Source organism: Bradyrhizobium sp. 153 (assembly GCF_023073835.1).
Lineage (GTDB): Bacteria > Pseudomonadota > Alphaproteobacteria > Rhizobiales > Xanthobacteraceae > Bradyrhizobium.
On the sequence record NZ_JADPKH010000009.1, the window covers coordinates 59,786 to 83,963 of the forward strand.

General features: G+C 64.8%; 23 protein-coding genes and 1 pseudogene. 13 read left to right on the top strand and 11 right to left on the bottom strand.

Going from position 1 to position 24,178, the window contains the following annotated elements; genetic code table 11:
• Positions 1-13: 13 nt before the first annotated feature.
• Both IVA91_RS02130 and IVA91_RS02135 read right to left on the bottom strand, forming a co-directional pair.
• A complete protein-coding gene (locus IVA91_RS02130; RefSeq protein WP_247280813.1) occupies positions 14-652 on the bottom strand; it encodes a HutD family protein in 639 nt (212 codons plus the stop codon).
• Between the two features lie 67 nt (positions 653-719).
• Positions 720-902, bottom strand: coding sequence for a hypothetical protein (locus tag IVA91_RS02135; RefSeq protein ID WP_247416072.1), 183 nt, complete (start codon positions 900-902; stop codon positions 720-722).
• 308 nt (positions 903-1,210) lie between these two features.
• Between IVA91_RS02135 and IVA91_RS02140 the strand changes: the two genes are divergently transcribed.
• From IVA91_RS02140 to IVA91_RS02160, 5 genes are all read left to right on the top strand, one after another.
• Positions 1,211-1,516 carry a DUF2282 domain-containing protein gene (locus IVA91_RS02140; protein WP_247280814.1) on the top strand — a complete coding sequence of 102 codons (306 nt, stop codon included), beginning with the start codon at positions 1,211-1,213 and terminating at the stop codon, positions 1,514-1,516.
• Positions 1,517-1,561: 45 nt separating this feature from the next.
• Positions 1,562-2,476, top strand: a complete 915-nt coding sequence (locus IVA91_RS02145; RefSeq protein WP_247458303.1) for a DUF692 domain-containing protein — start codon at positions 1,562-1,564, stop codon at positions 2,474-2,476.
• On the top strand, positions 2,466-3,245 hold the full coding sequence (locus IVA91_RS02150; protein WP_247280816.1) for a DNA-binding domain-containing protein: 780 nt from the start codon (positions 2,466-2,468) through the stop codon (positions 3,243-3,245). Before IVA91_RS02145 ends, IVA91_RS02150 begins: the two co-directional genes overlap by 11 nt.
• The gene (locus IVA91_RS02155; protein ID WP_247458309.1) at positions 3,245-3,754 is read left to right on the top strand and encodes a DoxX family protein; all 510 of its coding nucleotides are present in this window, start codon (positions 3,245-3,247) and stop codon (positions 3,752-3,754) included. Before IVA91_RS02150 ends, IVA91_RS02155 begins: the two co-directional genes overlap by 1 nt.
• Positions 3,755-3,979: 225 nt before the next feature.
• The gene (locus IVA91_RS02160) at positions 3,980-4,792 is read left to right on the top strand and encodes a class I SAM-dependent methyltransferase (RefSeq protein ID WP_247280817.1); all 813 of its coding nucleotides are present in this window, start codon (positions 3,980-3,982) and stop codon (positions 4,790-4,792) included.
• Positions 4,793-4,820: 28 nt separating this feature from the next.
• On the opposite strand, the gene IVA91_RS02165 is transcribed toward IVA91_RS02160, so the two are convergent.
• Together IVA91_RS02165 and IVA91_RS02170 are read right to left on the bottom strand one after the other, a co-directional pair.
• Positions 4,821-6,374, bottom strand: coding sequence for a L,D-transpeptidase (locus IVA91_RS02165; RefSeq protein ID WP_247280818.1), 1,554 nt, complete (start codon positions 6,372-6,374; stop codon positions 4,821-4,823).
• Positions 6,375-6,650: 276 nt separating this feature from the next.
• Positions 6,651-8,087 (bottom strand): oligosaccharide flippase family protein, encoded by a 1,437-nt coding sequence (locus IVA91_RS02170; protein WP_247280819.1) that lies wholly within the window; start codon positions 8,085-8,087, stop codon positions 6,651-6,653.
• Between the two features lie 262 nt (positions 8,088-8,349).
• Here IVA91_RS02170 and IVA91_RS02175 point away from each other — a divergent pair, with 262 nt between their 5' ends.
• Both IVA91_RS02175 and IVA91_RS02180 read left to right on the top strand, forming a co-directional pair.
• On the top strand, positions 8,350-9,438 hold the full coding sequence (locus IVA91_RS02175) for a glycosyltransferase family 1 protein (RefSeq protein WP_247280820.1): 1,089 nt from the start codon (positions 8,350-8,352) through the stop codon (positions 9,436-9,438).
• A complete protein-coding gene (locus tag IVA91_RS02180) occupies positions 9,435-10,502 on the top strand; it encodes an endo-1,4-beta-xylanase (protein WP_247280821.1) in 1,068 nt (355 codons plus the stop codon). Before IVA91_RS02175 ends, IVA91_RS02180 begins: the two co-directional genes overlap by 4 nt.
• 83 nt (positions 10,503-10,585) lie before the next feature.
• Here IVA91_RS02180 and IVA91_RS02185 read toward each other — a convergent pair whose 3' ends face one another.
• Positions 10,586-11,536 (bottom strand): DUF6492 family protein, encoded by a 951-nt coding sequence (locus IVA91_RS02185; RefSeq protein ID WP_247280822.1) that lies wholly within the window; start codon positions 11,534-11,536, stop codon positions 10,586-10,588.
• Between the two features lie 263 nt (positions 11,537-11,799).
• On the bottom strand, positions 11,800-15,264 hold the full coding sequence (locus IVA91_RS02190; RefSeq protein WP_247280823.1) for an AAA family ATPase: 3,465 nt from the start codon (positions 15,262-15,264) through the stop codon (positions 11,800-11,802).
• 208 nt (positions 15,265-15,472) lie between these two features.
• Here IVA91_RS02190 and IVA91_RS02195 point away from each other — a divergent pair.
• Positions 15,473-15,589: pseudogene (locus tag IVA91_RS02195) on the top strand (LLM class flavin-dependent oxidoreductase); the annotation flags it as partial.
• Between the two features lie 30 nt (positions 15,590-15,619).
• Here IVA91_RS02195 and IVA91_RS02200 read toward each other — a convergent pair.
• Positions 15,620-16,645, bottom strand: coding sequence for a histone deacetylase family protein (locus IVA91_RS02200; protein WP_247280824.1), 1,026 nt, complete (start codon positions 16,643-16,645; stop codon positions 15,620-15,622).
• 377 nt (positions 16,646-17,022) lie between these two features.
• Here IVA91_RS02200 and IVA91_RS02205 point away from each other — a divergent pair, with 377 nt between their 5' ends.
• The 4 genes from IVA91_RS02205 (at position 17,023) to IVA91_RS02220 (ending at position 19,686) form a co-directional block, all read left to right on the top strand.
• Complete coding sequence (locus tag IVA91_RS02205) at positions 17,023-17,256, top strand: hypothetical protein (protein WP_091884042.1); 234 nt, start codon at positions 17,023-17,025, stop codon at positions 17,254-17,256.
• 10 nt (positions 17,257-17,266) lie between these two features.
• Positions 17,267-17,443 carry a hypothetical protein gene (locus tag IVA91_RS02210; protein ID WP_247280825.1) on the top strand — a complete coding sequence of 59 codons (177 nt, stop codon included), beginning with the start codon at positions 17,267-17,269 and terminating at the stop codon, positions 17,441-17,443.
• A 265-nt stretch (positions 17,444-17,708) separates the two neighbouring features.
• Entirely contained in the window at positions 17,709-19,298 is a 1,590-nt protein-coding gene (locus IVA91_RS02215; protein WP_247280826.1) for a gamma-glutamyltransferase, read from the top strand.
• Positions 19,299-19,446: 148 nt separating this feature from the next.
• A complete protein-coding gene (locus tag IVA91_RS02220) occupies positions 19,447-19,686 on the top strand; it encodes a hypothetical protein (protein ID WP_247280827.1) in 240 nt (79 codons plus the stop codon).
• Positions 19,687-19,743: 57 nt separating this feature from the next.
• Here IVA91_RS02220 and IVA91_RS02225 read toward each other — a convergent pair whose 3' ends face one another.
• Genes IVA91_RS02225 through IVA91_RS02240 form a run of 4 tightly spaced genes read right to left on the bottom strand, consistent with a single transcriptional unit; the run spans position 19,744 to position 23,200 of the window.
• Positions 19,744-21,030 carry an FAD-binding oxidoreductase gene (locus tag IVA91_RS02225; RefSeq protein ID WP_247416105.1) on the bottom strand — a complete coding sequence of 429 codons (1,287 nt, stop codon included), beginning with the start codon at positions 21,028-21,030 and terminating at the stop codon, positions 19,744-19,746.
• Between the two features lie 12 nt (positions 21,031-21,042).
• Positions 21,043-21,774 carry an amino acid ABC transporter ATP-binding protein gene (locus IVA91_RS02230; RefSeq protein ID WP_247280829.1) on the bottom strand — a complete coding sequence of 244 codons (732 nt, stop codon included), beginning with the start codon at positions 21,772-21,774 and terminating at the stop codon, positions 21,043-21,045.
• The gene (locus IVA91_RS02235) at positions 21,771-22,424 is read right to left on the bottom strand and encodes an amino acid ABC transporter permease (RefSeq protein ID WP_247280830.1); all 654 of its coding nucleotides are present in this window, start codon (positions 22,422-22,424) and stop codon (positions 21,771-21,773) included. Before IVA91_RS02235 ends, IVA91_RS02230 begins: the two co-directional genes overlap by 4 nt.
• 17 nt (positions 22,425-22,441) lie before the next feature.
• A complete protein-coding gene (locus IVA91_RS02240) occupies positions 22,442-23,200 on the bottom strand; it encodes an ABC transporter substrate-binding protein (RefSeq protein WP_247280831.1) in 759 nt (252 codons plus the stop codon).
• Positions 23,201-23,391: 191 nt separating this feature from the next.
• Here IVA91_RS02240 and IVA91_RS02245 point away from each other — a divergent pair, with 191 nt between their 5' ends.
• Positions 23,392-24,045 (top strand): cupin domain-containing protein, encoded by a 654-nt coding sequence (locus tag IVA91_RS02245; RefSeq protein WP_247449016.1) that lies wholly within the window; start codon positions 23,392-23,394, stop codon positions 24,043-24,045.
• The last annotated feature ends 133 nt before the right edge of the window (positions 24,046-24,178 follow it).

The following is a 24,178-nucleotide window of genomic DNA, read 5'->3' on the forward strand; positions in this document are numbered from 1 at the left end:
CGGCGCGACGGCGTCAACCTGGCCAGTTGCCCGGTTTGTGCGCAGCCGCCGTTTGGGGAGGCGCCATCTCACCGACGATCCGGATCGACCCCAACACCGCCAGACCCGATGCGAGCGCGAGGCTCGACGGCTCGGTGAGTTCGACCTTCAGCGTGCCGCCATCGGGAATCGCGAAGCCCTCCCCGCCAAGACGGACGCTGCAATCGCCCCGAACCGCGTAAACCAGATGCGTGCCGGCAAACAACGACCGATCGCCGGGCGGCCCGAGCGCTTCGAGCTCGATCTCGACCGCACCACGCCGCGCCATCAGGTTCACGACCTCGACCGGACCGGCCTCAAGCTTCGTCACGATCTCGAGCTCCCCGGCGAACCGCACGGTCGTGAAAGGTTCTCGTTCATCGAATTCCTGCGCAGGCGACTTCAGCACCAGCCCGCGCCCGCCCACAACCATCTGGAGGCGGTCGATGCCGGGCATGTAGGAGAACGGACCGGGCGTAACGATTGGCGTACTGGCAAAGCGCCAGAGCAGGCTGTCCCAATCCTTCACCGGTGCATCACCGCGATGGGCATCCACGATGTCGGTGAAAACGCCGCCGCCGTTTTTCCACGGCGAGCGGGTGTAGTGTTCGGGCTTGAGCAGCGTGGTTTTCATATCCGCATCATGCCCGTGCTGGGCAGACTTTGCCAACCGGTTTGGCGGCGCGCGCTTCTGCGTCGTGCTATTTCGCGGTCAACGCTGCAACCGGACGGCATGAGACATCGGGCGCCGCGGCTGAATATTGCCGACAGCGGTCGCGCGCGGCTTCGCCGGTGAACTTGTTGGGACCAGGGCCGAGACGGCCAGGCGTGCTGACCGTTAGCCTGGCGATCGCCCGAAGCTGCCGTCCTGGATCGACGTTCATGGTGTTTCCCCTTCGGTCGGACACGGTTCCTGTCATTGCTCTTCGCTGGCTTCCGTCGTTCGTTACCTCTAGCCGGTCCAATCCGACGCGGCCAATGCTCTCCCGCTAATGTCTCAATAGCGCCAACGCATTGGATTTGAACGGCCGCCTGCCCGCTAATCCTGACCCAAGCGCGCCTTCGTGTGCCAGATCCAAGCGGTCTCACGGATTCGTGAGCAGCTTCTTAGTAACGCGGGCTGCGCGCGGAGCGAAGGAGATTATGCGCTTTCGCCTGCCAGGCGATGCCATTTCGAACAGGAGAAACTCCGATGTCTGCCAAGCACGTCGTCACGTCGATCGTTCTCGCCGGCGCGGCGTCAACCGCCCTCGCCACCCTCGCGGCCGCCGGTCCGCTGACCAAGGCGGAGGCCGATGCGGCCGTCGCCGCCAAAAAAGAAAAATGCTTCGGCGTCGCGCTCAAGGGCCAGAACGATTGCGCGGCGGGGCCGGGCACGACCTGCCAGGGCACATCCACCGTCGATTTCCAGGGCAACGCCTGGAAGTTCGTGCAGGGCGGCACCTGCACCAGCATCGAGCTGCCGAACGGCAAGAAGGGTTCGCTCAAGCCGGTCTAATGCACCGCGTCGCGCCCACGACAACAGTGAAGAGCGGAGGAGACCATGACGACGGCAATCGTGCCCGAGGCGTCTGCGGTGCCACTCCGCTACTCCGCTCCCATCGGCGGTGTTGCCGGGACGAGCTTCAAGCCCGAGCACCTCCAGGCCATCCTGAGCACGGGCCGGCAATGCGGCTTCTTCGAGGTGCATGCCGAAAACTATATGGGCGCGGGCGGCCCGCCGCATCGCGCGCTGGAGGCGATCCGCCGCGACCATCCGCTGTCGCTGCACGGCGTCTGCATGTCGATCGGCGGACCCCAGCCGCTCGATAAGGCGCATCTGGCCCGCTTCCGAGGTTTGGTAGCTCGCTACCAACCAGCGCTGGTCTCCGAACACCTTGCCTGGTCAACGCATGAGACCAGCTTCTTCAACGATCTTCTGCCGCTGCCCTACACCGAAGCGACGCTGGCTCGCGTCTGCGACCACATCGACCAGGTGCAGGACGCGATCCGCCGTCCGTTGCTATTGGAAAATCCGTCGACCTATGTCGCCTTTCGCGAATCGTCGATGAGCGAGACCGATTTCATCCGCGCCATTGCCGAACGCACCGGCTGCGGGCTGCTGCTCGACATCAACAACGTCTTCGTATCCGCGACCAATCACGGATTCTCCGCGCTTGAGTACCTCGCGGAATTTCCGCTGGCGCACGTCGGGGAGATCCACCTCGCCGGCCACGCAGAGCAGGCCGATGACGAAGGCGACCTGCTGCTGATCGACAGCCATGACGGCCCGGTCGCAGATGCCGTTTGGAAGCTATTCGAGATCGTCATCCGGCGCCGCGGTGGCGTGCCGACGCTGATCGAATGGGATAGCAAGATTCCGGACTGGCCGGTGCTGCAGGCGGAAGCCGCCGCCGCACAGGCAATCCTCGATCGCTGCAATCAGACTGCGACTGCGAGAGACCGTCATGCCACCTGAGCAGGACCTGTCCTTTGCCGCCGCCTTTACGCCGGGACTGCTGGACCCCACGCGGGCGGCGCCCGCGATCGTGGCGGGTCCGAACGGCAAGGCCGCCGGCAAGCGCTACGCCGTCTACCGCAACAATGTCACGGTGAGCCTGATCGATGCCCTCGCCGCGATCTATCCGGCGGTGCAGCGCATCACCGGTCCTGATTTCTTCCGTGCCATGGCGCGCTTCCACATCCGTAGCAGCCCGCCCACTTCCCCGCTGCTGTTCGAATATGGCCGCGAGTTTGCCGACTTCATCACACGTTATGAGTATGCGCAGACAATGCCCTGGCTTGCGGATGTTGCACGCATCGAGCGGGCGTGGCTCGATGCCTACCATGCGCAGGACGCCGCGCCGTTATCGGCCGCTGCGCTGGCGGCCTTCGCCTCGGAACGGTTGGCCGATCTCGTCTTCATCGCGCATCCGGCGCTGCGCATCGTGCGCTCGTCCTTCTCGGCAGTGACGATCTTTGCCGCCAACCGCGACGACGCACCGGTCGGGCGCATTGACGCGTCGACGCCGGAAGACGCGCTGATCACCCGGCCCGAATTCGACGTTATGGTGCGGCGCCTTCCGCCCGGCGGCGCAGTGTTTGCCGAACGTCTTGCGTCGGGCGAGCCACTTCGCGGGGCCGCCGCGTCGGCGCTGGATGCATGCCCCGATTTCGATCTCGCTTCCAACATCACCGGCCTGATCGAGGCTGGCGCATTCACTTCGCTTGCTCTCGGAGACGCATGATGATCACCGATCAACGCATGACTGCGGGAAGCGCCCTGCCATCACTTGGGTTGCTGCTCGACAAGGCCAACTCTCTGATACGGACGATTGCCGCGCCCTCGCTCGTTCAGCTCGTGCTGCGCGCGGCGCTCGCCGTTCCCTTCTGGAGCTCGGGCATTCTCAAGTGGGACGGCTTCCTCAGGCTCAACGACACCGCGGTGACGCTGTTCAGCGACGAGTTCATGCTGCACCTGCCCGGCGGGCCCTATCACTTTCCTGCGCCGGCGGTAATGGCCTTCCTGTCGGGATGTGGCGAGATCATGTTTCCAATCCTGCTGGTGCTGGGTCTCGGCACACGGTTCGCTGCGCTCGGATTATTGTGCATGACCGTCATCGTCGAGCTCACCGTGCCCGACGGCTGGCCGATTCACCTCACCTGGACGGCCATGGCACTCGCCCTCATGGCTTACGGGCCCGGTTACATCTCGCTCGATCATCTAATCTGTCGCGCGCGATCGTACGCACGATAGGACGCTGGGCGCCTTGCATCCCGCTCAACCCGCTATCGACCGCGGGCGTCTGCGCGGTGCGGCCCGCAGCGGCGGCGCGAAATCGTAGAACGGATGGCCGGCTTGGCCGACATCGCCTGGAGCGCGCCCGATGCGGAAACCGGCCTGGCTCGCATCTTTGCTGGCGCGGTGAGCTAGCGGTCCATGGTAGCTTGATCTCGCGTCTGAACCTTCAGCGAGGCAAGCATGACCGACACCGACAAGGTTTTCGCCGGCTCCGTCCCAAAACTCTACGACGAATATCTCGTCCCGATGATCTTCGCCGCCTATGCCGATGACATCGCAAGACGCGTCGCCGCGCTCTCGCCTTCCGTATTGCTCGAGATCGCGGCCGGTACCGGCGCGGTGACGCGCGCCGTGGCGGCGGCGCTGCCACGCAGCGTCCGCTATGTTGCGACCGATCTCAACGAGCCGATGCTCGCGGTTGCAGCGCAGCGTCAGGCAGACGATGCTCGCATTGTCTGGCGCCAGGCGGATGCGTTGGCTCTTGCGTTCGGCGACGCCGAATTCGACGTGGTCTGCTGCCAGTTCGGCGCCATGTTCTTTCCGGATCGCGTCAAGGGCTATTCCGAAGCAAAGCGCGTTTTGAAGCCGAGCGGCACGTTCCTCTTCAACGTCTGGGACCGCATCGAGGACAACGTGTTCGCCCACGATACAACGATCGCCTTGGCCAAGCTGTTTCCCGATGATCCGCCGCGTTTCATGGCCCGGACACCGCACGGCTATTTCGACCATGCGATCATCAGGGCCGATCTCGAACGGGCAGGTTTTGGCAGCGTCTCGATCGAAACGCGATCCGCAATCAGCCGCGCGCCAACGGCGGAATACGTGGCGATCGCCTACTGCCAGGGCACGCCGCTGCGCGGCGAGATCGAGGCAAGAAGCGGTGGCGACCTTCAAGCTGCGACTGACGCGGTCACTGAGGCGATCCGGATGCGCCATGGCTCCGGACCGGTCGAAGCCAAGATTCAGGCTCTGGTGATCACGGCGCGGCTGTAAGCCTGCGCCGCAGGCGATCTCGGCGTCCCTACCAAAAGCCTCGCTGCACCGGCTGCGTCGATTGGTAATACTGATACTGGCCTCTCCGGCGCGGATTGACCGGTTGCACGTACGGATCGCGCTGAAAGAAGAAGCCGAAGCCGTTGCCGCCATTGTCCCAGCCGTCATCGCTCGCGATCATGGCAGGCGCGGTCGGCTTGCGGGTGATGAAGCCGCCCTGCGGCTGATTGCTCAGCACCGCGACGAACTCGGTGCGATAGTTGGTCTCGCTGCTCAGCGGCTCGTCCGAGATGATGATCGAGGAGCGCGGCAACGCGGTCGGCGCGATACGATCGAGCACGTCCTGCGGGATGGTGATCCGGTCGAGCGCGGCCCTCGCCTCGTCGCCGTTTTCGATCGTGACCACGCTCCAGCGCAGGCCCGTATCGGTCCTCGCCATCGCCGTGAAGATATGCGTGCCGAGCGGCTGGTCTGGATTGCGGATCGTGACGGGGACCTCGATCCTGGTGTCGAATACCTCGCCGCCGCCATCGGGTGCCGGCTTGTGGGTGTTTCGCCGCACGTACAGCTTCTGCGTCGCACGACTGATGTAGACCGAGACCGGCTCGAGCGCGAGCTTTGCATCGGTCGCCGCCTTCACGGCGTCGGCTTTCCTGGCCGCCGCGACCTTGGCGGCCTCCTTGGTGGCGGCGACGGCCTCGCGCTTCGGCTGCGCCGCGGCCTTTGCGGCATCGAGCTGCGTCGCTGCATCCGCAGCCTTGGCGGCGGCCTTCTGCTTCAGCTCCTCGGCCTTGGTCCGGGCCTGATCGGTCTTTGCGTTCGCGAGCATCTTGTCGGCGAAAGCGAGCTCGGCGTCGGCGCGAGCCTTCTGCTGTTCCAGCTTGCGCAGCCCCGCCGGCAGCGAAGCGGCTTCTTTTGCGGCTGCCGATGCGGCCTTCTTGGCCTCGTCGGCGGCCCTGGTGGCCTCCTCCGCCTCGGCGGAGAGCTTGTCGGCACGGCTCGGCGCCGCCGCAATGGCCTCCCGCTTCGGCATGAAAAGCGAAGGGTGGGAGAACTGGGTCGGGACCGTATCGTCCGGCGAGATGATCACGCGCATCCCGATATACGTCTTGTCGAACAGATTCTCGGCAAAGCCGAACGGCATGCGCACGCAGCCATGTGAGGCGGCATAGCCGGGCAGCGGCCCGCCGTGCAGCGCGATGCCATTCCAGGTGATGCGCTGCATGTGCGGCATCCAGGCATCGTCATACATGGTCGAGCGGTGGTCCTTGTCCTTCTCGATGATGGCAAAGACGCCCGCCGGCGTCTCGCGTCCCGTGGTGCCGGTCGACACCGGCGCGCGCAGGATCCAGCCGTCGGAATCGTAGAAGGTGACCTGCTGGCTCTTGATCGACACGATCGCCATGATCGGCTCGCCGGCTACGCGCGGCGCCACCGCCTCGACCGGCTGACGGGCTTGCTTGGCAGCCGTCACCGGCGCCACCGCCGCAAACATGGCCAGCGTCGCAAGCGCAATGATCCCGGCAGGCCCCTGACGCCGCACCGCCCTGGTGGATTGCGCCGTCGTCGATCGGTTTTTCATGCCATCCTCGGTCGAACTGCCAGTCCGCTGGTGTCGGTCAAATGTCAAATTGCGATCTCTGGATTAAGAAATCGCATCCGCCTTACGTTCCGTCTGTGGCGAGATTCGGCACGTTCCCGCGACAAATCTCTCATATACGACGGTTCACATCGGCGGAAGGCGGCCTCCGGCCGAAGCTGGCCCGAAGCCGGCCCTCGATCGCTGCGGCAGAATGTCCGGCTAACATGGTTCAGCTGCACGGGACAATGCCGGGAGCGGTCAGGCTCGCCTTGGTCGCTAAACGCCCAGCGCCTTCCGGTTGAACGTTCGCAGGAGGCGCAGCGACAGCGTTCGCACGTTCGCGACGTTCATCAGCCACGCCGCGGCGGCGTAAGCGAAGCCACCGGCGAGGCTCACGACGATGAGCGACCCGAGACCAGTGCCGCCCGCTTGCGATCGCGCGATCAGGATCGCGGCCGCCATCGCCGCAGCGGAAGCTGCAACAGCGGCGAGGCGATTGAGGTCGAACGGGACCGGGTGGGCGCGATGCATCAAGAGGACAGCCACGAGGAAGCCGATCGCTTCGGTCGCGAAGGTCGCCAGCGCCGCACCGTAAAGGCCATAGCCGGCGACCAGCGCGAACATCAGGACCACACTGACGACCAGCGTGAGGAAGGACTGTGCCGCCAGCATGAAGGGGCGTTCGGCGAGTTGGAAGCTGATCTGGACATAGAACTGATTGGCGATCCCGAATAAGCGGGCGAGCACCAGGGTCGGCAGCAGCGCGGACACGCCCGCGCGGAAGTCGACGCCGACCAGCGTGCCGGCGACCTGGTCCGCCGCCAGCGCAAGCCAGACCGCGACGGGCGCAACGACGACGAGCAGCAGTTCGAGGCTTTCGGTCAGCCGCTCCCGCGTCGTGTCATTGTTTTTCTCCGACAACGACCGGAACACCAGCGGCACCGTCGCCGCGGCAACGCTGGAGGCGATCATGACCATGAACTGGCGCGGCAGGTCCGCAGCGACGCCAAAAATGCCGGCGGCATCCTTGCCGAGCAGATAGGCGACGATGAGCCGGTCGCAGGCCGAGTAGACCGCAACGGAAAGCCCGGCCAGCGTCAACGGAAGACCGTAGCGCGCCAGCTGCATGAACTGGCGGCGCTGGAAGCGTGCGATCTTGGTGCGGTCACCGACCAGATTCAGGATGATGCCGGCGAGCGAGCCGAGGCCGAATGCCGCGAGCAGCCCCAATCCACCCCAGCCGAGCCAGATCCCGGCGAGCCCAAAGCCGACGCTCGACACGCTGCGCACGATCGAGATCGCCGCGAAGCGGTAGGGCCGCAGCTTGGCGCGCTCGAACTCCTGGCCGACATCGACCGCATTGGCCATGATCGCGACGAACATGCTGGCGAGCAGCAGCTCGACGCTGACGTCGCTTCGGAACAGGAAGACCAGCGGAGTGGTCGCGCAGAGAACCGCCGCCGTGAGCGCAAAGGCGACCATCGCGGTGCCGCGAAAATCCACCTCCGCCGACATCGCCTGATAGCGGGATACCGACAGCTTGATCCAGGCGAAAAAGATCGCGCCCAGGATTCCCGCAAGGCTGATGCCGACCACATAGACGCCGTACTCCGCCGGCGTCAGCAGCCGTGTGTAGGCCGTAACCGCGAAGAACCCCACCGCCGCAGGCAGGATGTAGGCGACGAGATAAATGGAGAAATGGCGATTCAGCATGCGGACTTTGGACCGGTAGCGGCCGTGAGGATTAACGAAGCGTTAAAACGCTTGGACTTTGGTGGAGCAATCGGACGGCGCGCTGGCGCCGGCAGGATAGCCGCATAAGTCTGCAAATCGGACCGCGAATGGAGCAATCGCGCGGTTATCGCGCGTTAGCGTTAAATTTGCCCTGTCCTTGAAGGGGCCGGCGCGATCACAGAAAAGAAACAATGATATCGCAACGTCGCCCCGAATCCTCCGATGTGCTGATGTGACTGACATGGACGTTGCCGAACAAGCACGGGCGAAGCCGGCCTCTCGGCCGCATCGCGGCACCGACGCGCCGCTTGCGCCGGCAACCTCCGGCAATGCTGGCGGCGACAGGATGGTCCTCAACCTCTTCTTCGAAGAACGGGACGACCGCTGGTTTCCCGGTGACCGCCATCTCCGGCCGCTGCTGCGGCGCTTGCTGGTTGGCAAGTCCTATATCAGCGGCCAGCGGCGCGTGCTCCTCAATCTGTGCGCGGGCCTCGATCGGCTCGGCATCCGCTACCGCGTCAACGACTATCGCTACATCCAGAAGCACCCCGAGGAACTGGCCTGCATCATCGGCCGGCCGTTCGTGCTCGACTGGTTCAAGTGGAAAAACCCGCTACTGCTCGGCGTCGCCATGTACGACCACCCGATCGATGCGCCGGAGACTCTGAAGGATCTCGACGTGAAGCGCGTGCTGGTGCCATGCGCCTGGTACGCGGACATGTTCCGTCCGCACTGGCCCCATGTCGGCGCCTGGCCCGTCGGCATCGAGACCGATTTGTGGACACCAGCGCCAACCGAGCAGAAGAGCGTCGACGTGCTGCTCTACGACAAGATCCGCTGGGATTATGGGCGCTACGAGGCGGAGCTGATCGAGCCGATCCGCAGGCATCTCGAAGCAAGCGGCCGCACTGTCGAAGTGATCCGCTACGGCCATTACAAGGAACACGACTACAAGGCGGCGCTGGCGCGCTGCCGCAGCATGGTCTTCCTGTGCGAGCACGAGAGCCAGGGCATCGCCTGCCAGCAGGCGCTGTCGAGCGGCGTGCCCGTCTTTGCCTGGGATCGCGGCGGGCCGTGGCAGGATCCGAAGTATTTTCCGCACAAGGTGAGGTACGAGGGCGGCGTGTCCTCGGTCCCTTATTTCGACGCGCGCTGCGGCATGACCTTCACGGATGCGGATGGTTTCACATCCGGCTGGGCCGGCTTCTGGTCGCACGTCGCGGCGGGAGACTTCGCACCGCGCGACTATGTGTTGGACAATCTGACGCTCGAGAAAGGCGCGCTTCACTATTACGAGATCGCCGAAGCGGCGATGCAGCCTCACGCGTGACCAGGCTCGACCGACGCGAATTCTTGCTCGGCGGCGCCGCAACGCTCGCGGCGGCCGCATCGGCGTCCGCAGTGCCGGCGTCGAAACGTGCCCAGCGCCGTCGGGGCTTTGGCGCTGCGGCCACGCTCTGGGACCTGCAAGCTGATCCGCGGCTTGGCGACGCCATCAGCACCTATTGCACGCAGGTGGTGCCGGTGCTCGAGCTGAAATGGCCGATGCTGCGGCCGGATGCGCACACATTTGCTTTCGAGCGTGCCGACGCGATCCTGGATTTTGCGCAGGCGAACGATTTGACGATGCGCGGTCACGCGCTTGCCTGGTATCACGACATTCCCGACTGGACCAAGCAGATCAAGGACGGCAAGGGCGTCGAGCGCGCCTTCGTCGATCACATCGGCACCGTCGTGTCCTACTACAAGAACAAGCTGACGTCGTGGGACGTCGTCAACGAGCCGATCCCGGACAATCCGAAGAAGGTCACCGACCGGCGCGACACGTTCTGGACGCAGCATCTTGGTCACGGCTGGATTCCGCTGGCCTTCCGCACCGCCGCCGCGGCCGATCCCTTCGTCAAGCTCGCGATCAACGAATATGACATCGAATCGGCCAAGGACTCCTTCATCGCCAAGCGCGCGGCCTACCGCAACCTGATCATGGACCTGCTCGACCAGGGCGTTCCGCTTCACGCCGTCGGACTGCAATCGCATCTGCATGCCGAGCTCGAAATCGACACACACGGGCTCGCCGAGTTCGTCACCGAGCTGCGTTCCTGGGGGCTCGAGGTGCTCGTCACCGAGCTCGATGTCGACGATCAGAAGCTGGCGGGGAGCCCGGCGGAGCGCGACGCCATCGTCGCCAAGCGCGTCGACGATCTGCTGACGGCCATCTCAAGCAGCGGACCGGTGCGCTCGATCCTGACCTGGGGCATCTCGGATCGCTACAGCTGGATCAACGGCACCTTCGCCCGCAAGGACAAGCAGCCGAACCGTCCTCTGCCGCTCGACGGCGAGTTCAAGCCGAAGCCGTTCATGGACGTCATCAGCAAGTTCACGAAGGATGCTTGAGCGCGCTATCGTTTGAGCATGATCTTTGCGGAAAACCGCTGCACATTTTGCGCGAACGCCGCCCTTCGGGGTCGGATCATGTTCTAGCGCGTTTTCGGCACCTCGAATGCTGCAACCTCGCCCATAAGGTCGGGCGACAGGCTCGGCGCGCGCTGGTCGCGCGAATTCAACCGGAATACCTCGCGGATGTCGACGATCGAGGTCGACGAATAGGACTGGATGCAGAGCGCGACCTGTTCTGGCGAGGCCGCGCGCATCATCGCTTCGATGGCCGGACGGTCGAGACGCGTGTCGTCCCAGTGCGAGACCGCGATACTGTCTTCCGTGACCTGATGCGCAGCCAGGTGCGCGGGCGAGCTCGCGACGAAATGACCATAGAGCAGGTATTCGGAAAACTTCTTCTTGCGGCACAGCGCCAGGACCCAGTTCAGCCCTGTCGCAGCCTTGATGGCGCCGGTCATCGCCTGCGCGGTGTCCTTGTCCCAGACCAGCGCGTTGCCGACATAATCGTCTGCCGGAAACGAGCGCTTCTCGATACCCAGAAGCTGATCGACGGTACGGAGCCACAGGCCATGCAACGGGTGGTCGGCGCCGATCGCCTTTGGAGTAACGAAGAGCGGCGTCTTTTCGCCGCCGGCGTACTGGCCAACGTCGAACTCGCGGAAGAAGAGATTGTCCGAATCCAGGATGCAGACGCGCTGCTCCGGCGCGTTGAGAACGCCGGCGATCTTCAGGATCTGCTGGATGTGCCAGCCGTGCACCGGTGACGAGAGCAGCGAGAGCCAGACGCGCCGGCTGCTGATGAACTGGAGGGCCGGCGGGAGCGCGAGGAGCCATTTCGGCAAGTAACGCGAGGCCGGGACGATGACGCGCTTGTCGGAGGCAAACCGCTCGAACAGCGGCACGTCCTCATCGTTAACGAGAACATAATGCCGCGTGTATCCCGAGAGCCAGGTGTCGATGCTCTCGCTGAGCAGCGAAAAGCGCTCGATATCCTTGGCGTAGCTGGCGGTCAGCAGGGCAACGGAATGCATGGGCGCGCTCAAATGGGCCATCGGGCCGCAGTCATAGCCGCACTGGGAGACGCTGGAAACTCACAAACGGAATCAAGGTAAAATGAAACGAAGCATTCGCCATCCGCCTGGAACCCCGTTCAATGCCCCCGAAAGCGCAGCGGGTGCCAGTGCGGAAGCGCGCCCTGGCCCACCCCAACATTGCGATAGGCGCGAAGGTAACCCGCAGCGCGCTCGGCAAGCCGCTCCAATAGCGCGCACGCTCTGCGGCAAGATCGCTCAAGTCAGGGGGCGACCTGTTCACGAACGGGCGCGTCCGCACCGAGCTCGTTGATCAGCTGCATCGCCTGCTTCAGGTCCGGCGTGTAGATGCCCTCGCTGAACCTGCCGACGATGGGCACGAGCAGGAGACTTGCGTGCTCGCGCCTGCCGGCCTCGTGCCACAGCCGCGCCAGGCTGACGGCGGTGCGAAGCTCCCAGGACAATGCGCCCTGCTTACGCGCGGTTTCCAGCGACAGGCCGAACATATCCTCGGCCTCCCGCACCGATGCCGGGTCGCCGTCCGACAGCGTGATCTCGCCTTGCAGGCGATAGACTTCGGCGAGATAGGAGTGATCGCCGGTCCGTCTTGCGGTCGCGAGCGCGCCGTCCAGTGCCCGCAAGGCGGCGTCGCGCATCCCGACCTTGGCATAGGACTCCGCGAGCAGGCAGCGAAACCAACAGCCGGCGAGCCAGGAATCCATCGCCTCATACTCGTCGAGGCCGACGCGCATCTGGCTCAGGCCTTCGTCGGCTTCGCCGAGCTGAGCCAGCGCCCAGCCGCGCAGGATCGCCGCCTGCTGCTTCCAGTGCAGGAAATTGTGCTCGGTGGCGATGATCATCGCGCGATTGGCGTGGTCACGCGTGCCCTCGACATCGCGCAAATGCTGGCGGAGATAGGCGCCGAACACGAGAGCGAAGGCGAGCGTGAAGGGATGGCGGATCTTCTCGGCGTTCGCGATCGCCTGCTCGCTGTGCTGGCGCGCCGCGTCCGGACGGCCGAGGAACCACAGGAGATACCCGAGATAGGACAGCGAGACGACGCCGGGATCGATGCCGTGGCGCTCCATCAGACCGGAATGCAGATCGGGGCTGTAGAGGCTGATGCAGCGATGCAGATGATGCTGCGCGGCGGCAAAGCGGCCGCGATAGAGCATGGTCATCGCGATCGAGCGGTGCGCCTCGATCAGATAACCGGTCTGCTGCGCCGGCTGCGCCCGCTGGTGCAGCCGCTCGCGCTTGGCGAATCTCAACAGCTCGACGCTGAGATCGTGCGCGCGCGTGAGATCGGCGCGGATGAAATGGCACACCCAGAGCCCGCGCGTAGCGGCGAAGGCCTTTTCGTCGTCGCCGAGCTGCTGGCCGAGCTCGAGCGCGCGGATGTAGTTCTGCTCGACCTCCTGCACGGCATAGCCTTTGGCGGCGATCAGGGCGGTGCCGAGTGCGATCCGCAGCTCGAGCTCCATCTCGTCGGCGCCCTGCACGCGCGCATTGGCCTGCACGACGCTCAAGCCGCGGCGCAGATGACCGATCGCTTCCAGATTGGCGCCGCTCTTGGCCGCCTGCTTGCCGGCCTTGAGCCAAAAGCTGGCGGCACCTTCGCTCTGGCCGGATTCGGTCAGGTGATAAGCGAGCAGCTCCGGTTCGCGCTCGGTCTTCTCCGGATACATCTCGGCGAGCACCTGGGCGATCCGGGAGTGCAGCTTGCGGCGCTCGCTGTGCAAGAGGCTCGCATGCGCGGCGTTCTGGATCATCACGTGCTTGAAGGAGTAGAGCGCGTCCGGCGGATGGCCGCGGCGCATGATCAGGCCCGCCTGCTCCAGGTGATTGAGCGCGGCTTCGATCTGCTCGGCTGGCGTGTTGGCGACTGCGTGCAGCGTCTCATAGGAAAACTCGCGCCCGATCGTGGCGCCGATCTGGGCGACCCGCTTGAACGGTCCCATGCGGTCCAGTCGCGCCATCAGCGAGTCCGTCAGGGTCGCCGGGATCGCGAGCTGCCGCCACGGGCCCGACAGCACGTAGCGCCCGTGCCGCTCGGTCAGGAGGTTGGATTCCAGAACCGTCTTGGTCAGCTCTTCCAGGAACAGCGGCACGCCGTCGGTCTTGACGATGATCTCCTCGACGACCTCCTTGGGCAGCTCCCTGCCGGCAACGCGCTCGACCAGCGTCGTGCGCAGCGGCCGGCTCAGGCGGTTCAGCACCAGGGTCGTGATGTGCGAATGCGCGTTCCAACTCGGCTGGAATTCGGATCGCGCGGTGATGATGACCAGGATCGGCCGGTTCTGCACCCGGTCGACCAGCAGGTCGATCACCTCGCGTGAGGTCGGGTCGATCCAATGCAAATCCTCGAACGCGATCACCAACGGCATCTCGCGCGCAAGGCCCAGGAAGTGATTGACCAGCGCCGTGACGGTGGCATCCTTCTGCTGCTGCGGCGAAAGGTCGAGCCGCGGATAGCGGTCGCCGGTGGGTATCGACAGCAGCGCGGCAAACAGCGGCGCGACCTGCTCGATGTCGCCATGCGCCGTGGCGATCGCGGTCTCCAGGCTCGCCAGCGACAGCGCGGACGCATCCTCCCGATCGAGGCCGAGGGAGAATTTGAGCTGCTCGACGAACGGATGGAACGCCGTGGAGGTGTAGTAAGGCGAGCACTGGAGCGAGACCTGTCCATGGCGATCGCCGGATATCCGCTCGAAGATTTCCTGGATGATGCGCGACTTGCCGATACCGGGCTCGCCGAACTTGACGACGACCTGGCCGTCGCCGTCATTGGCCTGCTGCCAGCGTCCCATGAGCAGCGCGATCTCCTCCTCGCGGTTGACGAGCGGCGTCAGCCGCGTGCCCATGGCGGCGGCGAAGCGGGTCTCCATCCGCGAGGCGCGCACCACGTGCCAGGCCTGCGCTTTCTCGGAGATGCCCTTCAAGTCATGGACGCCGAGATTGCGGTAGTCGAACTTCCCCTTCAGCAGCGCTTGGGTCGATGCGGAGATCACGACTCCGTTGGGCGGCGCCAGGCCTTGCAGCCGCGCGGCGAGATTGACGGTTTCTCCGACCGCAGAATCGCGCTCTTCGGTGCCCTGCCCGACGAGATCGCCGACCACGACGAGGCCGGTCGCGATCCCGATGCGGACGGCGGGCGAGTGGCTGAGCGCACCGCGCGGCTCGATCGCGTGCGCGCTCGACAGCACCCGCACGATCTCGAGCCCGGCGCGCACCGCGCGCTCGGCATCGTCCTCATGAGCGGTCGGATAGCCGAAATAGATCAGGATACCGTCGCCGACGAAACGGGCGGCAAAGCCCTCGTAATGCTTGACCACGCGGACGCAGGTTTCGCGGAAGCTCGCAATCATGTCGCGCACGTCTTCCGGATCGAACTGAACCGATAGCGAGGTGGAATCCACCATGTCGCAGAACATGGTGGTGAGCTGACGCCGTTCCGCGCCGACCTCCGAGCGCGTTTGCGGCGGCGCCACTGCCGCCGACGGCTCCGCCGTTTCGGCCTGGAACAGCGCCGACATGGCTCGCTGAAGCCGCTTGCGATCACCGAGCGGCAATCCGAGCTCGACCAGATCGGATTCGGTCAGGTCCGCCACGACGTCGAGATCGAGACGGTGCTGCGCAAAGAGATCGGTGTAGTGGCCGAGACCGATGCCCTCGAGCCAGCGCTTCAGCCCGCCCTCCGTTCCCGTGCCCGGCTCGTTCTCCAGCATGGTGATTTCTGCCCGACCTATCGTTACGTCGAAGGGGCTTTGGGGTCCCCTCAATCACAGATTTGGGGCCCGACTTCACCTCAGACTGGACGCGTTCCCTAATCCTTGGGAAGAATAGCTCAATCAGATCAGAAGGGAATGGCGTTGTCGGATGTTATCCCGATCTGACCGCGGACGAACTGCAGCGCTATTGAAGCTGCGGCGCTCTCTCGTCGGCAGCTATGAGGAGCTCGGCGCAAGATCGAAGGATTGTACGGCGACGGGATTGACCACGATCATGCTCGACATGGTCGCGGACGAAGCCGAGATGCAGCACGTCTGCTAGGTGCTCGCGGCGAGCGAGATGCTTTCAAGCTCACCGCGCCTCTTCGAATCCTGCCAGCACTGAGGTGAGGTTCGCGCCCAAAATATCCGAGAGATAGCCACCCTCCTGCACGAACACGGTCGGCAGGCCCATCTTCGCGATGGCCTGGCCGATGCGGCGGAAGCCTGGTGTGGTGACGGCCAATCCCTTCAGCGGGTCGTGTTCGGAGGCATCGAGACCAAGCGCGACGACGAGCGCGCTCGGCGCAAACGATTCGATCGCCTTGCGCGCAACGTCCAGCGCCTGCATGTAGCCGTCATCGCCGGTGCCGATGGCGAGGGGAATGTTGAGGTTGGTGCCGAGACCCGGACCCTCGCCGTGCTCATGGGCATAGCCCCACACGAACGGATAATACGCAACCGGATCGGCATGGATCGAGATCGTGTAGACGTCAGGCCGCGCGTAGAAGATGCCCTGCGTGCCGTTGCCATGATGGACGTCGACGTCGAGGATGACGACACGCTCGTGCTTCTGCCGCAGATGCGCCGCCGCGATCGCACTGTTGTTGAGGAAGCAGAAACCGCCCGCCATGTCGCGATAGGCGTGATGGCCCGGTGGGCGGCAGAGCGCATAGGTCGCATCCTCGCCGTCCATCACCATCTGCGCCGCGGTGACCGCGACGTCGGTCGCGGCACAGGCGGCCGCCCACGTGCCCGGCCCGATTGGCGCCGCCGTGTCGGCGGTGTGCCAGCCGAGCTTGCCGACGATATGGGTGGGATAAGTCGCCGCGTGGCGCACCGGATGGATATTGCCGATCATCTCCGGGCCGGAATCGCCGAGCGCCGTCCAGGCCTCCCAGGCTTCGCTCAGGAACGACAGATATTCCGGACTGTGGATGCGCGCGCGGGGCCCTTGCCCGAATTTCGTCGGCTCGACCAGCTGATGCTTGCCGTCCCTCAATCCCTTGAGCAGGCGATCGACGCGCTCGGGCTGCTCGGTGGTGCGCTTGACGAGCCCGCGAACCAGGAAGAATTGCGGATCATGGCTGCGGTGCAGCTCAGTATGGACGGCTTTCACTCGAACACTCCGTGGGGCGCATGCTCTTTGATGTGCCGCAGAGTCTTGGTCCCCGCGGCGGCCAGATGCAAGCCTCCAGGCCGGGACGACGCTATGCTTCTTGTAATCGGCAATGAACATGGTGCCGTTCCGAAGCGGATGGCATTACCGACGCTGCCTTCGGAAGGACCCATGTCGCCCCTCGACTTTCGTCGGAGGTTGTTCCATGCCGCCCAAGCGCGGTCCAGCTGATCATCACCCGCCTGTGATTAAACCTGTAACGACCTTGCAGGCGACCAATCTCCGTAAATTCCCTTACCGGGTTCGACCCGAATGTTTCGCGAATGCCTCGGGTGGTATCAATTTGCCATCCCAATCGCTCCCTACAGGAGGCGTAGATGGTCCAGGTCTACTTTCACTGCTCCAATACCGAGGGCACCCTGATCGATCGCTACGGCGCCGCCGTCTCCAATCTCACCGAGGCCCGCGACCGCGCCGCCCAGATCATGCGATCGATGATTCTGACGCCGAGCAACGAGGACTGGCGCGACTGGGTGATCCACGTCAGCGATGACGACGGCGAGGAGATTTTCGATCTTCCCTTCACCGCCATGCTCGGCAAGCCGCATTGAGGTGATGCCGATGTTGCTCCCTTCACTGAGCCTCCTTCGCCAGCCCCTGAACTTCGTCGCCATGAAATGGCAGACCCTGATCCGGGTCGCCGGCGACCCGTACCGCCCCGAGCTTCACTACATGCGCGGGCCGGGCCCGAAATGGCGTGCCAAGTATCAGGCCAGCCGGTTGAACCGCTCGCTCTGAGCGGTCGCCGCGTCGTCCTTATTCGCTGTGTCTTTCATGGCCGGGCTCGTCCCGGCCATCGACGTTCTTGGGCCGCTTGCGGGAGACCTGGATGCCCGGGCCAAGCCCGGGCATGAGGGCTTGGTAGGCGGTCGCCACCCCGCACCATCCCGCGTCTGCCTCACACCAGCCATGTCGCTCCTCGCTTTGGATGTTCTCGTTGGCGGCAGTGTGCCATTGTCCGCGCGCCTAGCCAGCCAAGACAACCGAAGACAAAGACGACATCATGCCTCACCAGTTCAGCCGCGCCCAGCACATCCGCAAACCCGCAGTCAGAGCCAAGGGCGGCATCGTCGCCGCGCAATCGCGGCGGGCGGCCGAGGTCGGCGCAGAGGTGCTAGCGGCAGGCGGCGACTGTGTCGACGCCGTCGTCGCTACCACCTTCGCGCTGAACGTGCTGGAGCCCTGGATGAGCGGCATGGGCGGCGGCGGCGCGATGGTGCTCTACCGCGCCAAGGACAATCGCTACGAAGTGATCGACTACGGCATGTGCGCACCGCAGAGCCTGCGCGTCGCCGACTATCCGATTACGGGCGAAGGCGCGGCCTCCGACCTGTTCCCCTGGCCGCGGGTAGAGGACGATCGCAACATTCACGGGCCTGGCTCGATCGCGGTGCCCGGCGTCGTCGCCGGCATGGAGGAAGCGCATCGCCGCCACGCCAGGATGCCGTGGAAGGATCTGGTCGCGCCCGCTGCGACGATCGCCGGCGAAGGTCTGCTGGTCGACTGGTGGACGACGCTCATGATCGCGAGCTCCGCCGCTGAGCTCCGGCGCTATCCCGCCAGCGCGGACATCTTCCTGAGGGACGGCCTGCCGCCGAATGCGCCCTGGGGCATCAAGGCCGAGACGCGGCTGCCGCAGGACAAGCTGAAGGCGACGCTGGCCCATCTCGCAGCCGCTGGCCCCCGCGATTTTTACGAGGGTGACCTCGCAAGAAGCATTGCATCCGACATCAAGGCCGACGGCGGCTCGCTATCGACGGAGGATCTCGCCGCGTTCCGCAGCCACCTGCGCGAGCCGCTGGCGATCCCCTATCGCGGCGGCAAGGTGTTTGCGACGCCGGAGCTCACTGCCGGACCGACGATGGCGCATGCGCTACGCCTGTTGCAGCAGAATCTGAAGCCGGGCGGCACACCGGACGCGGCCGCCTACGCCGAATATGCGCTGGCGCTGCAATCGGCCTATCGCCAGCGGCTGGGCGACATGGGCGATGCCGATGGCAAGCGCTCGCTCGGCGCGGAATACCTGGCGCCGGCCTGCACCACCCACTTCTCCGTGGTCGACCGCCACGGCAACATGGCCGCGGTGACGCAGACGCTGCTGTCCACCTTCGGCTCGAAATATGTCACGCCGCACACCGGCATCCCCATGAACAACGGCATCATGTGGTTCGATCCGACACCTGGCACCACCAACTCGCTCGCACCTGGCAAGCGTTGTCTCACCAACTACACGCCCGTCATCGCCGAGACCCCGGATGGCAAGCGCCTCGCGGTCGGCGCCTCCGGCGGCCGCCGCATCCTGCCGGCGGTGATGCAACTCGTCTCCTTTGCGATGGATTTTGGTATGGACCTCGATGCCGCCATCCACCAGCCGCGCATCGACGCCAGCGAAGGCCCGGTCGTTATCGGTGATGCCCGCCTGCCGGCGGACGCGCGCAAGACGCTGGCGGCGCGATTCGACTATCAGGAGACCCAGGTGCAGGCGCTACCGATGAAGTTCGCCTGCCCGAGCGTGGTGATGCGCGAGGGCGAGACCAATTCGGGCGCGGTCGAGATTTTCCAACCGTGGGCCGAAGCGGTGGTGGAAGGCTGAGCGCACGGATGCAATGTGCTAACGCGGATCGAACTGGTGCGCGATTGCGCATCTGCGCGAGCGTCACGACTTCTCCACATTGGCAGGGAACTTACCTGCCCACCGTTCGTTCATTGAACGGACAAATGCGCTCGCCCCAGTGGAGGACATGATGAAGAAACTTGCGCTCGCCGCGTCGCTGATCGTTGCAGCCGGCCTCACATTTGCCGGCCCTGCCCTGGCCAAGGGCGGTCATGGACATGGTCATGGACACGGGCACGGTCATGGCCATGGTCACGCGATGGGCCATCATCACCATGGCACGCCGCCGGGATGGTACCACGGGCGCAAGGTCGGCTGGCGCGGCATGGGCTGCCCGCCCGGCCTGTGGAAACAGGGCCGCTGCTGAACATCGGATCGAGCAAGGCGCTGCCTCGGCGGCGCCTTCTCCAAATCCCTAACCGATCTATATGCCTAACCGATCTCTCATGCGGCCCGCGATGACGGCGCTCGTCACGCCGAGCGGCCAGAACGCGTGCATCGGGATCGGCTTGATGCCCGTGATGGGCATGTCGATCTCCACCTTTGGCCCGCCGATCAGCCTGCGCGCGAGCTGTGCGCCCATCGCGGTGGAGAGCGCAACGCCGCGGCCGTTGCAGCCGAGCGAGATCAGGATGTTCTCCGCGGGCTCATGCACATGCGGATAATGATCGCCGGTGATCGCGAGCCGGCTGTTCCAGCCATGCGTCCAGGCGACGCCCTTGAGCTGCGGCCATAGCCGCTCGGCGTAGCGCATGAGGTAGGCGACGTCGTTCGGCGACTTTATCCAACGCATCGGGCCGCGGCCGCCCATCAACAGGCGGTTCTGCTGATCGATGCGGTAATAGACCGTGATATAGCCGCTCTCGTAGAGCACGGGACGTGTCGGCATGATCGAGCGCGCGACAGCGTCCGAGAGCGGCGCAGTAGCGGCGATCGAGGAAAACACCGGCACGATGGTGCGTCGAAGTGCCGGCCAGAGATCGTCGGTGAAGCCGTTGGTGGCGAGCAGGACTTTTTCGGCATGCACGATCGCGCGCGGCGTCGCGATGCGCCAGCGCGTGCCGTCGCGGCGCAGCGACAGCGCCGGCGTCTCACCAAAAACCCTCGCGCCGGCCGAGATCGCCGCGCGCGCGAGGCCGCGAGCATAGCTGAGAGGATGCAGATCGCCGCCACGCGTGTCCAGCATCGCCCCGATATAGCGATCGGTGCCGGTCATCACGCGCAACTGCTCGCGATTCAGGAATGACACCGGCATGCCGCGGCGGATGCATTGCTGCGCGGTGTTCTCGATCGCGGCGGCGCTGGCCTCGTTATAGGCGGCGCGCAGCGTGCCGTTCTGCCGCGCCTCGCAGGGAATCTGGTAACGGCGGATCAATTCGTGGGTGAAGTTCGTGGTGCCGTAGGAGAAGTCGATCATGCGGCGGCCGAGATCTGCGCCGAAATCGGCCTCGATCTGATCGGGATCGTGCTTCAATCCGGGATTGGTGTGGCCGCCATTGTTGCCGGACGCGCCCCAGCCGGGCTCCTGCGCCTCCAGCACCAATGCCTCGACACCCTGCTCGGCCAGATGCAACGCCGTGGACAGGCCGGTATAGCCGCCGCCGACGATCGCGACGGAGGCGGTGTTGTCGACATCGAGCGGCGGCGTGGCGACGGGCGCGATGGCGGTGTCGGCATAGACAGAGGGCGGCAGAGGCAGGCGCGCGTTCATGGCGAACACCGATCAGAGCGGATGCAGCACACGGCGCAAAAAATCCTGCGTGCGCGGATGCTGGGGTTGGTTGAGCAGCGCCTTGGCCGGCCCCTGCTCGACGATGACGCCGCCGTCGATGAACAGCACGCGGTCGGCGACGTCGCGGGCAAAGCCCATCTCGTGGGTGACGACGACCATGGTCATGCCGTCGTCGGCGAGCTTGCGCATCACGCCGAGGACGTCGCCGACCAGTTCAGGGTCGAGGGCCGAGGTCGGCTCGTCGAACAGGATCGCCTTGGGCTGCATCGCCAGCGCCCGCGCGATCGCGACGCGCTGCTGCTGGCCGCCCGAGAGTTGCGGCGGATGCGCATCGGCCTTCTCGGCGAGCCCGACCTGGGCGAGCAGCGCGCGGCCGCGTTCCAACGCTTGCGCACGCGGCTCCTTCTTCACATACAGCGGCCCCTCGATCACGTTCTCCAGCGCCGTGCGGTGTGGAAACAGGTTGAAGCGCTGAAACACCATCGAGACCCGGGTACGGATGTTCACGATCGACGGCGCGTCGCGGTCGACCTTCAATCCCTCGACGCTGATCTCGCCGCGGTCGTAGCTTTCGAGGCCGTTGATACAGCGCAAAATGGTCGACTTGCCGGAGCCTGATGGCCCGATGATGCAGACCACCTCGCCCTTCTGAACGGAGGCCGTGATGCCCTTGAGCACCTCGACTTTGCCAAAGCTCTTGTGGACGTCATTCAGTTCGATCATCGCTTGCCGGCCCGCTTCTCGAAGTGACGGACCAGCAGGATCAAGGGAATGCTCATGGTGAGATACATCAGCGCAACAAGGGTGAACACGCTGGTGTTCTTGAACGTCGACGAGGCGATCAGCTTGCCTTGCAGGGCAAGCTCGGCGACGGTGATGGTGGAGGCCTGCGAGGAATCCTTCAGCATCATGATCATGACGTTGCCGTAGGGAGGCAGCACGATGCGGACCGCCTGCGGCAGCACAACGCGGCGCATCGTCAGCCACCAGCCCATGCCGATCGACTGCGCCGCTTCGATCTGCCCCTTGTCAATCGCCTCGATGCCGGCGCGGAAATTCTCGGCCTGATAGGCCGAATAGGCGATGCCGAGCCCGAGGATTGCGGCCTGCAAGGCCGACAACGTGACGCCGAGATCCGGCATCACGAAGTAAAGATAGAACAACAGCACGATGATCGGGATGCCGCGGATCACATTGATCAGGCTGGCGCTGAGCATCGACAGCACCTTGATACCCGAGACCCGCATCATCGCCCAGACGAGGCCGAGCACCGTCGAGAGCAGCAGGGAGCCGACCGTGACGATGATCGTCAGCGCGACGCCGTTCAACAGGATCGGGAAGAACTCGACGGCGTCGCGCCAGAAGCCTTTCATCGGCCAGCCTTCATCGATCAACCTTGCGCCTTCAGACCCCATTTATCCAGGATCTTGGCAATGGTTCCGTTGGCCTTGAGCTTCGCGAGCGAGGCGTTGATCTTGCCGAGCAGCGCGGTCTCGCCCTTGCGCACGCCAATGCCGACCGAGCCGACCGTGACGGGCTTGTAGCCGTCGACCAGGCGCACCTCGGGGAAGCCGCCCTGTTTCAGATTGTAGGCGAGGATCGGATAGTCGGCATAGCCGGCCTTGAGGCGGCCCGTGTTCACGTCGCGCAGGATGTCGGGAATGGTGTCGTAGGCTTTGACCTCGGCGAACAGGCCGGACTTCTTCAGCGCGTCAACGAAGGCGGTGCCGACCTGGGCGCCCACGGTCTCACCCTTCAGATCTTCCTGAGACGCATAGGCCTTGGTGTCGCTCTTCGGCACGACGAGGCCCTCGCCGTAAGTGTAGATCGGGTCGGAGAAGTCGACGACCTCCTTGCGCGGGGGCGTGATGAACATCGCAGCGGCGATAATGTCGATCTTGCTCGAGGTCAGCGACGGAATCAGCGCCGAGAACTGCATCGGCTCGATCTGCACGTTGAAACCGGCATCCTTGCCGATCTCGGTGACGAGATCGACCATGATGCCTTGAATGGTATTGGTCTTGGTGTCGAGGAAGGTGAAGGGAATGCCTGTCGGCGTCGAGCCGACTTTCAGCACCTGCTGGGCCGAGGCCGGAGCTGCGGCTGCAATTGCCAATGCCGCGATCGCGGCCAGACCAAAACGCTTCATCGCATCCCCCTTTGGGCCTAGCCGATGGCGGCGCTCGCGAATGTCGCCATCACACGTTGCAGGAGACGTTGCGGGCTACGCCGTTTCGGCCTATTTTCACCGATATGAAAATTTGGTCACACTTTCGCGGCTCGCGCAAGCGGTTTTCATGCACATGAAGGAAGCGGTCTGACGTGAGCGGTGGCAAAAGAATGCGCAAACCGGCCGCGAGGGCGGCGAAGAAGCTAACGGCCAAAGCCAGCACCAAGGCTGCCATGAAACCGGCCGAGCCCGCGATGGACGTCGCGGTTGGCCGCCGCATCAGGGATCTCCGGCACGTCAGGCAGTTTTCGTTGGAAACGGTCGCGGCGCGCACCTCACTTTCGATCGGCTTCCTCAGCCAGATCGAGCGCGGCATGTCGTCACCCTCGCTGCGCGTGCTGGCGACGCTCGCAGACGTGTTCGGCGTCGGCATCGCCGCACTGTTCGGCGCGAGCCCGAGCGCCGACGGCGGATCGGACCAGGTGGTGACGCGCGGGCTTCAGCGGCCCGAGCTGAAGCTCTGGCGCAGCGGCGTCTCAAAGCAATTGCTGAGTCCGGCGAGTGCCGACAACAAGCTCAATCTGTTCCTGGTGCATCTGGAGCCCGGCGGCTCGACGGGCGACGAACTCTACACCCATGATGGCGAGGAGGCCGGGCTCGTGCTCGAAGGTGAGATGATGCTGACGGTAGACAGCGAGACGTGGTCGCTGAAGACCGGCGACAGCTTTCGCTTCGCGAGCCGCCGGCCGCACCGGTTTTCCAATCCTGCGCAGGATGCCAAGGCCGTGGTGCTGTGGGTGAATTGCGTGACGGGGGCGGGGTAAGCCCCGTGTTTCGCCTCTCTCGCCGCACTCGGCGTTGAGAGAAATGAGCCGCGCCGCCTCCACATCGTCATTGCGAGGAGCCCTTGCGACGAAGTAATCCAGAGTGTCGCCACGGAAAGATACTGGATTGCTT

What these genes read in the sequence shown, in the direction of transcription:
- IVA91_RS02235 (WP_247280830.1), bottom strand. Translation starts at nt 22,424, where the DNA reads ATGAAAGGCTTCTGGCGCGACGCCGTCGAGTTCTTCCCGATCCTGTTG.
- IVA91_RS02185 (WP_247280822.1), bottom strand. Translation starts at nt 11,536, where the DNA reads ATGCATTCCGTTGCCCTGCTGACCGCCAGCTACGCCAAGGATATCGAG.
- IVA91_RS02230 (WP_247280829.1), bottom strand. Translation starts at nt 21,774, where the DNA reads ATGATCGAACTGAATGACGTCCACAAGAGCTTTGGCAAAGTCGAGGTG.
- IVA91_RS02220 (WP_247280827.1), top strand. Translation starts at nt 19,447, where the DNA reads ATGATGAAGAAACTTGCGCTCGCCGCGTCGCTGATCGTTGCAGCCGGC.
- IVA91_RS02240 (WP_247280831.1), bottom strand. Translation starts at nt 23,200, where the DNA reads ATGAAGCGTTTTGGTCTGGCCGCGATCGCGGCATTGGCAATTGCAGCC.
- IVA91_RS02190 (WP_247280823.1), bottom strand. Translation starts at nt 15,264, where the DNA reads ATGCTGGAGAACGAGCCGGGCACGGGAACGGAGGGCGGGCTGAAGCGC.
- IVA91_RS02170 (WP_247280819.1), bottom strand. Translation starts at nt 8,087, where the DNA reads ATGCTGAATCGCCATTTCTCCATTTATCTCGTCGCCTACATCCTGCCT.
- IVA91_RS02155 (WP_247458309.1), top strand. Translation starts at nt 3,245, where the DNA reads ATGATCACCGATCAACGCATGACTGCGGGAAGCGCCCTGCCATCACTT.
- IVA91_RS02145 (WP_247458303.1), top strand. Translation starts at nt 1,562, where the DNA reads ATGACGACGGCAATCGTGCCCGAGGCGTCTGCGGTGCCACTCCGCTAC.
- IVA91_RS02205 (WP_091884042.1), top strand. Translation starts at nt 17,023, where the DNA reads ATGGTCCAGGTCTACTTTCACTGCTCCAATACCGAGGGCACCCTGATC.
- IVA91_RS02135 (WP_247416072.1), bottom strand. Translation starts at nt 902, where the DNA reads ATGAACGTCGATCCAGGACGGCAGCTTCGGGCGATCGCCAGGCTAACG.
- IVA91_RS02130 (WP_247280813.1), bottom strand. Translation starts at nt 652, where the DNA reads ATGAAAACCACGCTGCTCAAGCCCGAACACTACACCCGCTCGCCGTGG.
- IVA91_RS02150 (WP_247280816.1), top strand. Translation starts at nt 2,466, where the DNA reads ATGCCACCTGAGCAGGACCTGTCCTTTGCCGCCGCCTTTACGCCGGGA.
- IVA91_RS02245 (WP_247449016.1), top strand. Translation starts at nt 23,392, where the DNA reads ATGCGCAAACCGGCCGCGAGGGCGGCGAAGAAGCTAACGGCCAAAGCC.
- IVA91_RS02215 (WP_247280826.1), top strand. Translation starts at nt 17,709, where the DNA reads ATGCCTCACCAGTTCAGCCGCGCCCAGCACATCCGCAAACCCGCAGTC.
- IVA91_RS02225 (WP_247416105.1), bottom strand. Translation starts at nt 21,030, where the DNA reads ATGAACGCGCGCCTGCCTCTGCCGCCCTCTGTCTATGCCGACACCGCC.
- IVA91_RS02160 (WP_247280817.1), top strand. Translation starts at nt 3,980, where the DNA reads ATGACCGACACCGACAAGGTTTTCGCCGGCTCCGTCCCAAAACTCTAC.
- IVA91_RS02210 (WP_247280825.1), top strand. Translation starts at nt 17,267, where the DNA reads ATGTTGCTCCCTTCACTGAGCCTCCTTCGCCAGCCCCTGAACTTCGTC.
- IVA91_RS02140 (WP_247280814.1), top strand. Translation starts at nt 1,211, where the DNA reads ATGTCTGCCAAGCACGTCGTCACGTCGATCGTTCTCGCCGGCGCGGCG.
- IVA91_RS02165 (WP_247280818.1), bottom strand. Translation starts at nt 6,374, where the DNA reads ATGAAAAACCGATCGACGACGGCGCAATCCACCAGGGCGGTGCGGCGT.
- IVA91_RS02175 (WP_247280820.1), top strand. Translation starts at nt 8,350, where the DNA reads ATGGACGTTGCCGAACAAGCACGGGCGAAGCCGGCCTCTCGGCCGCAT.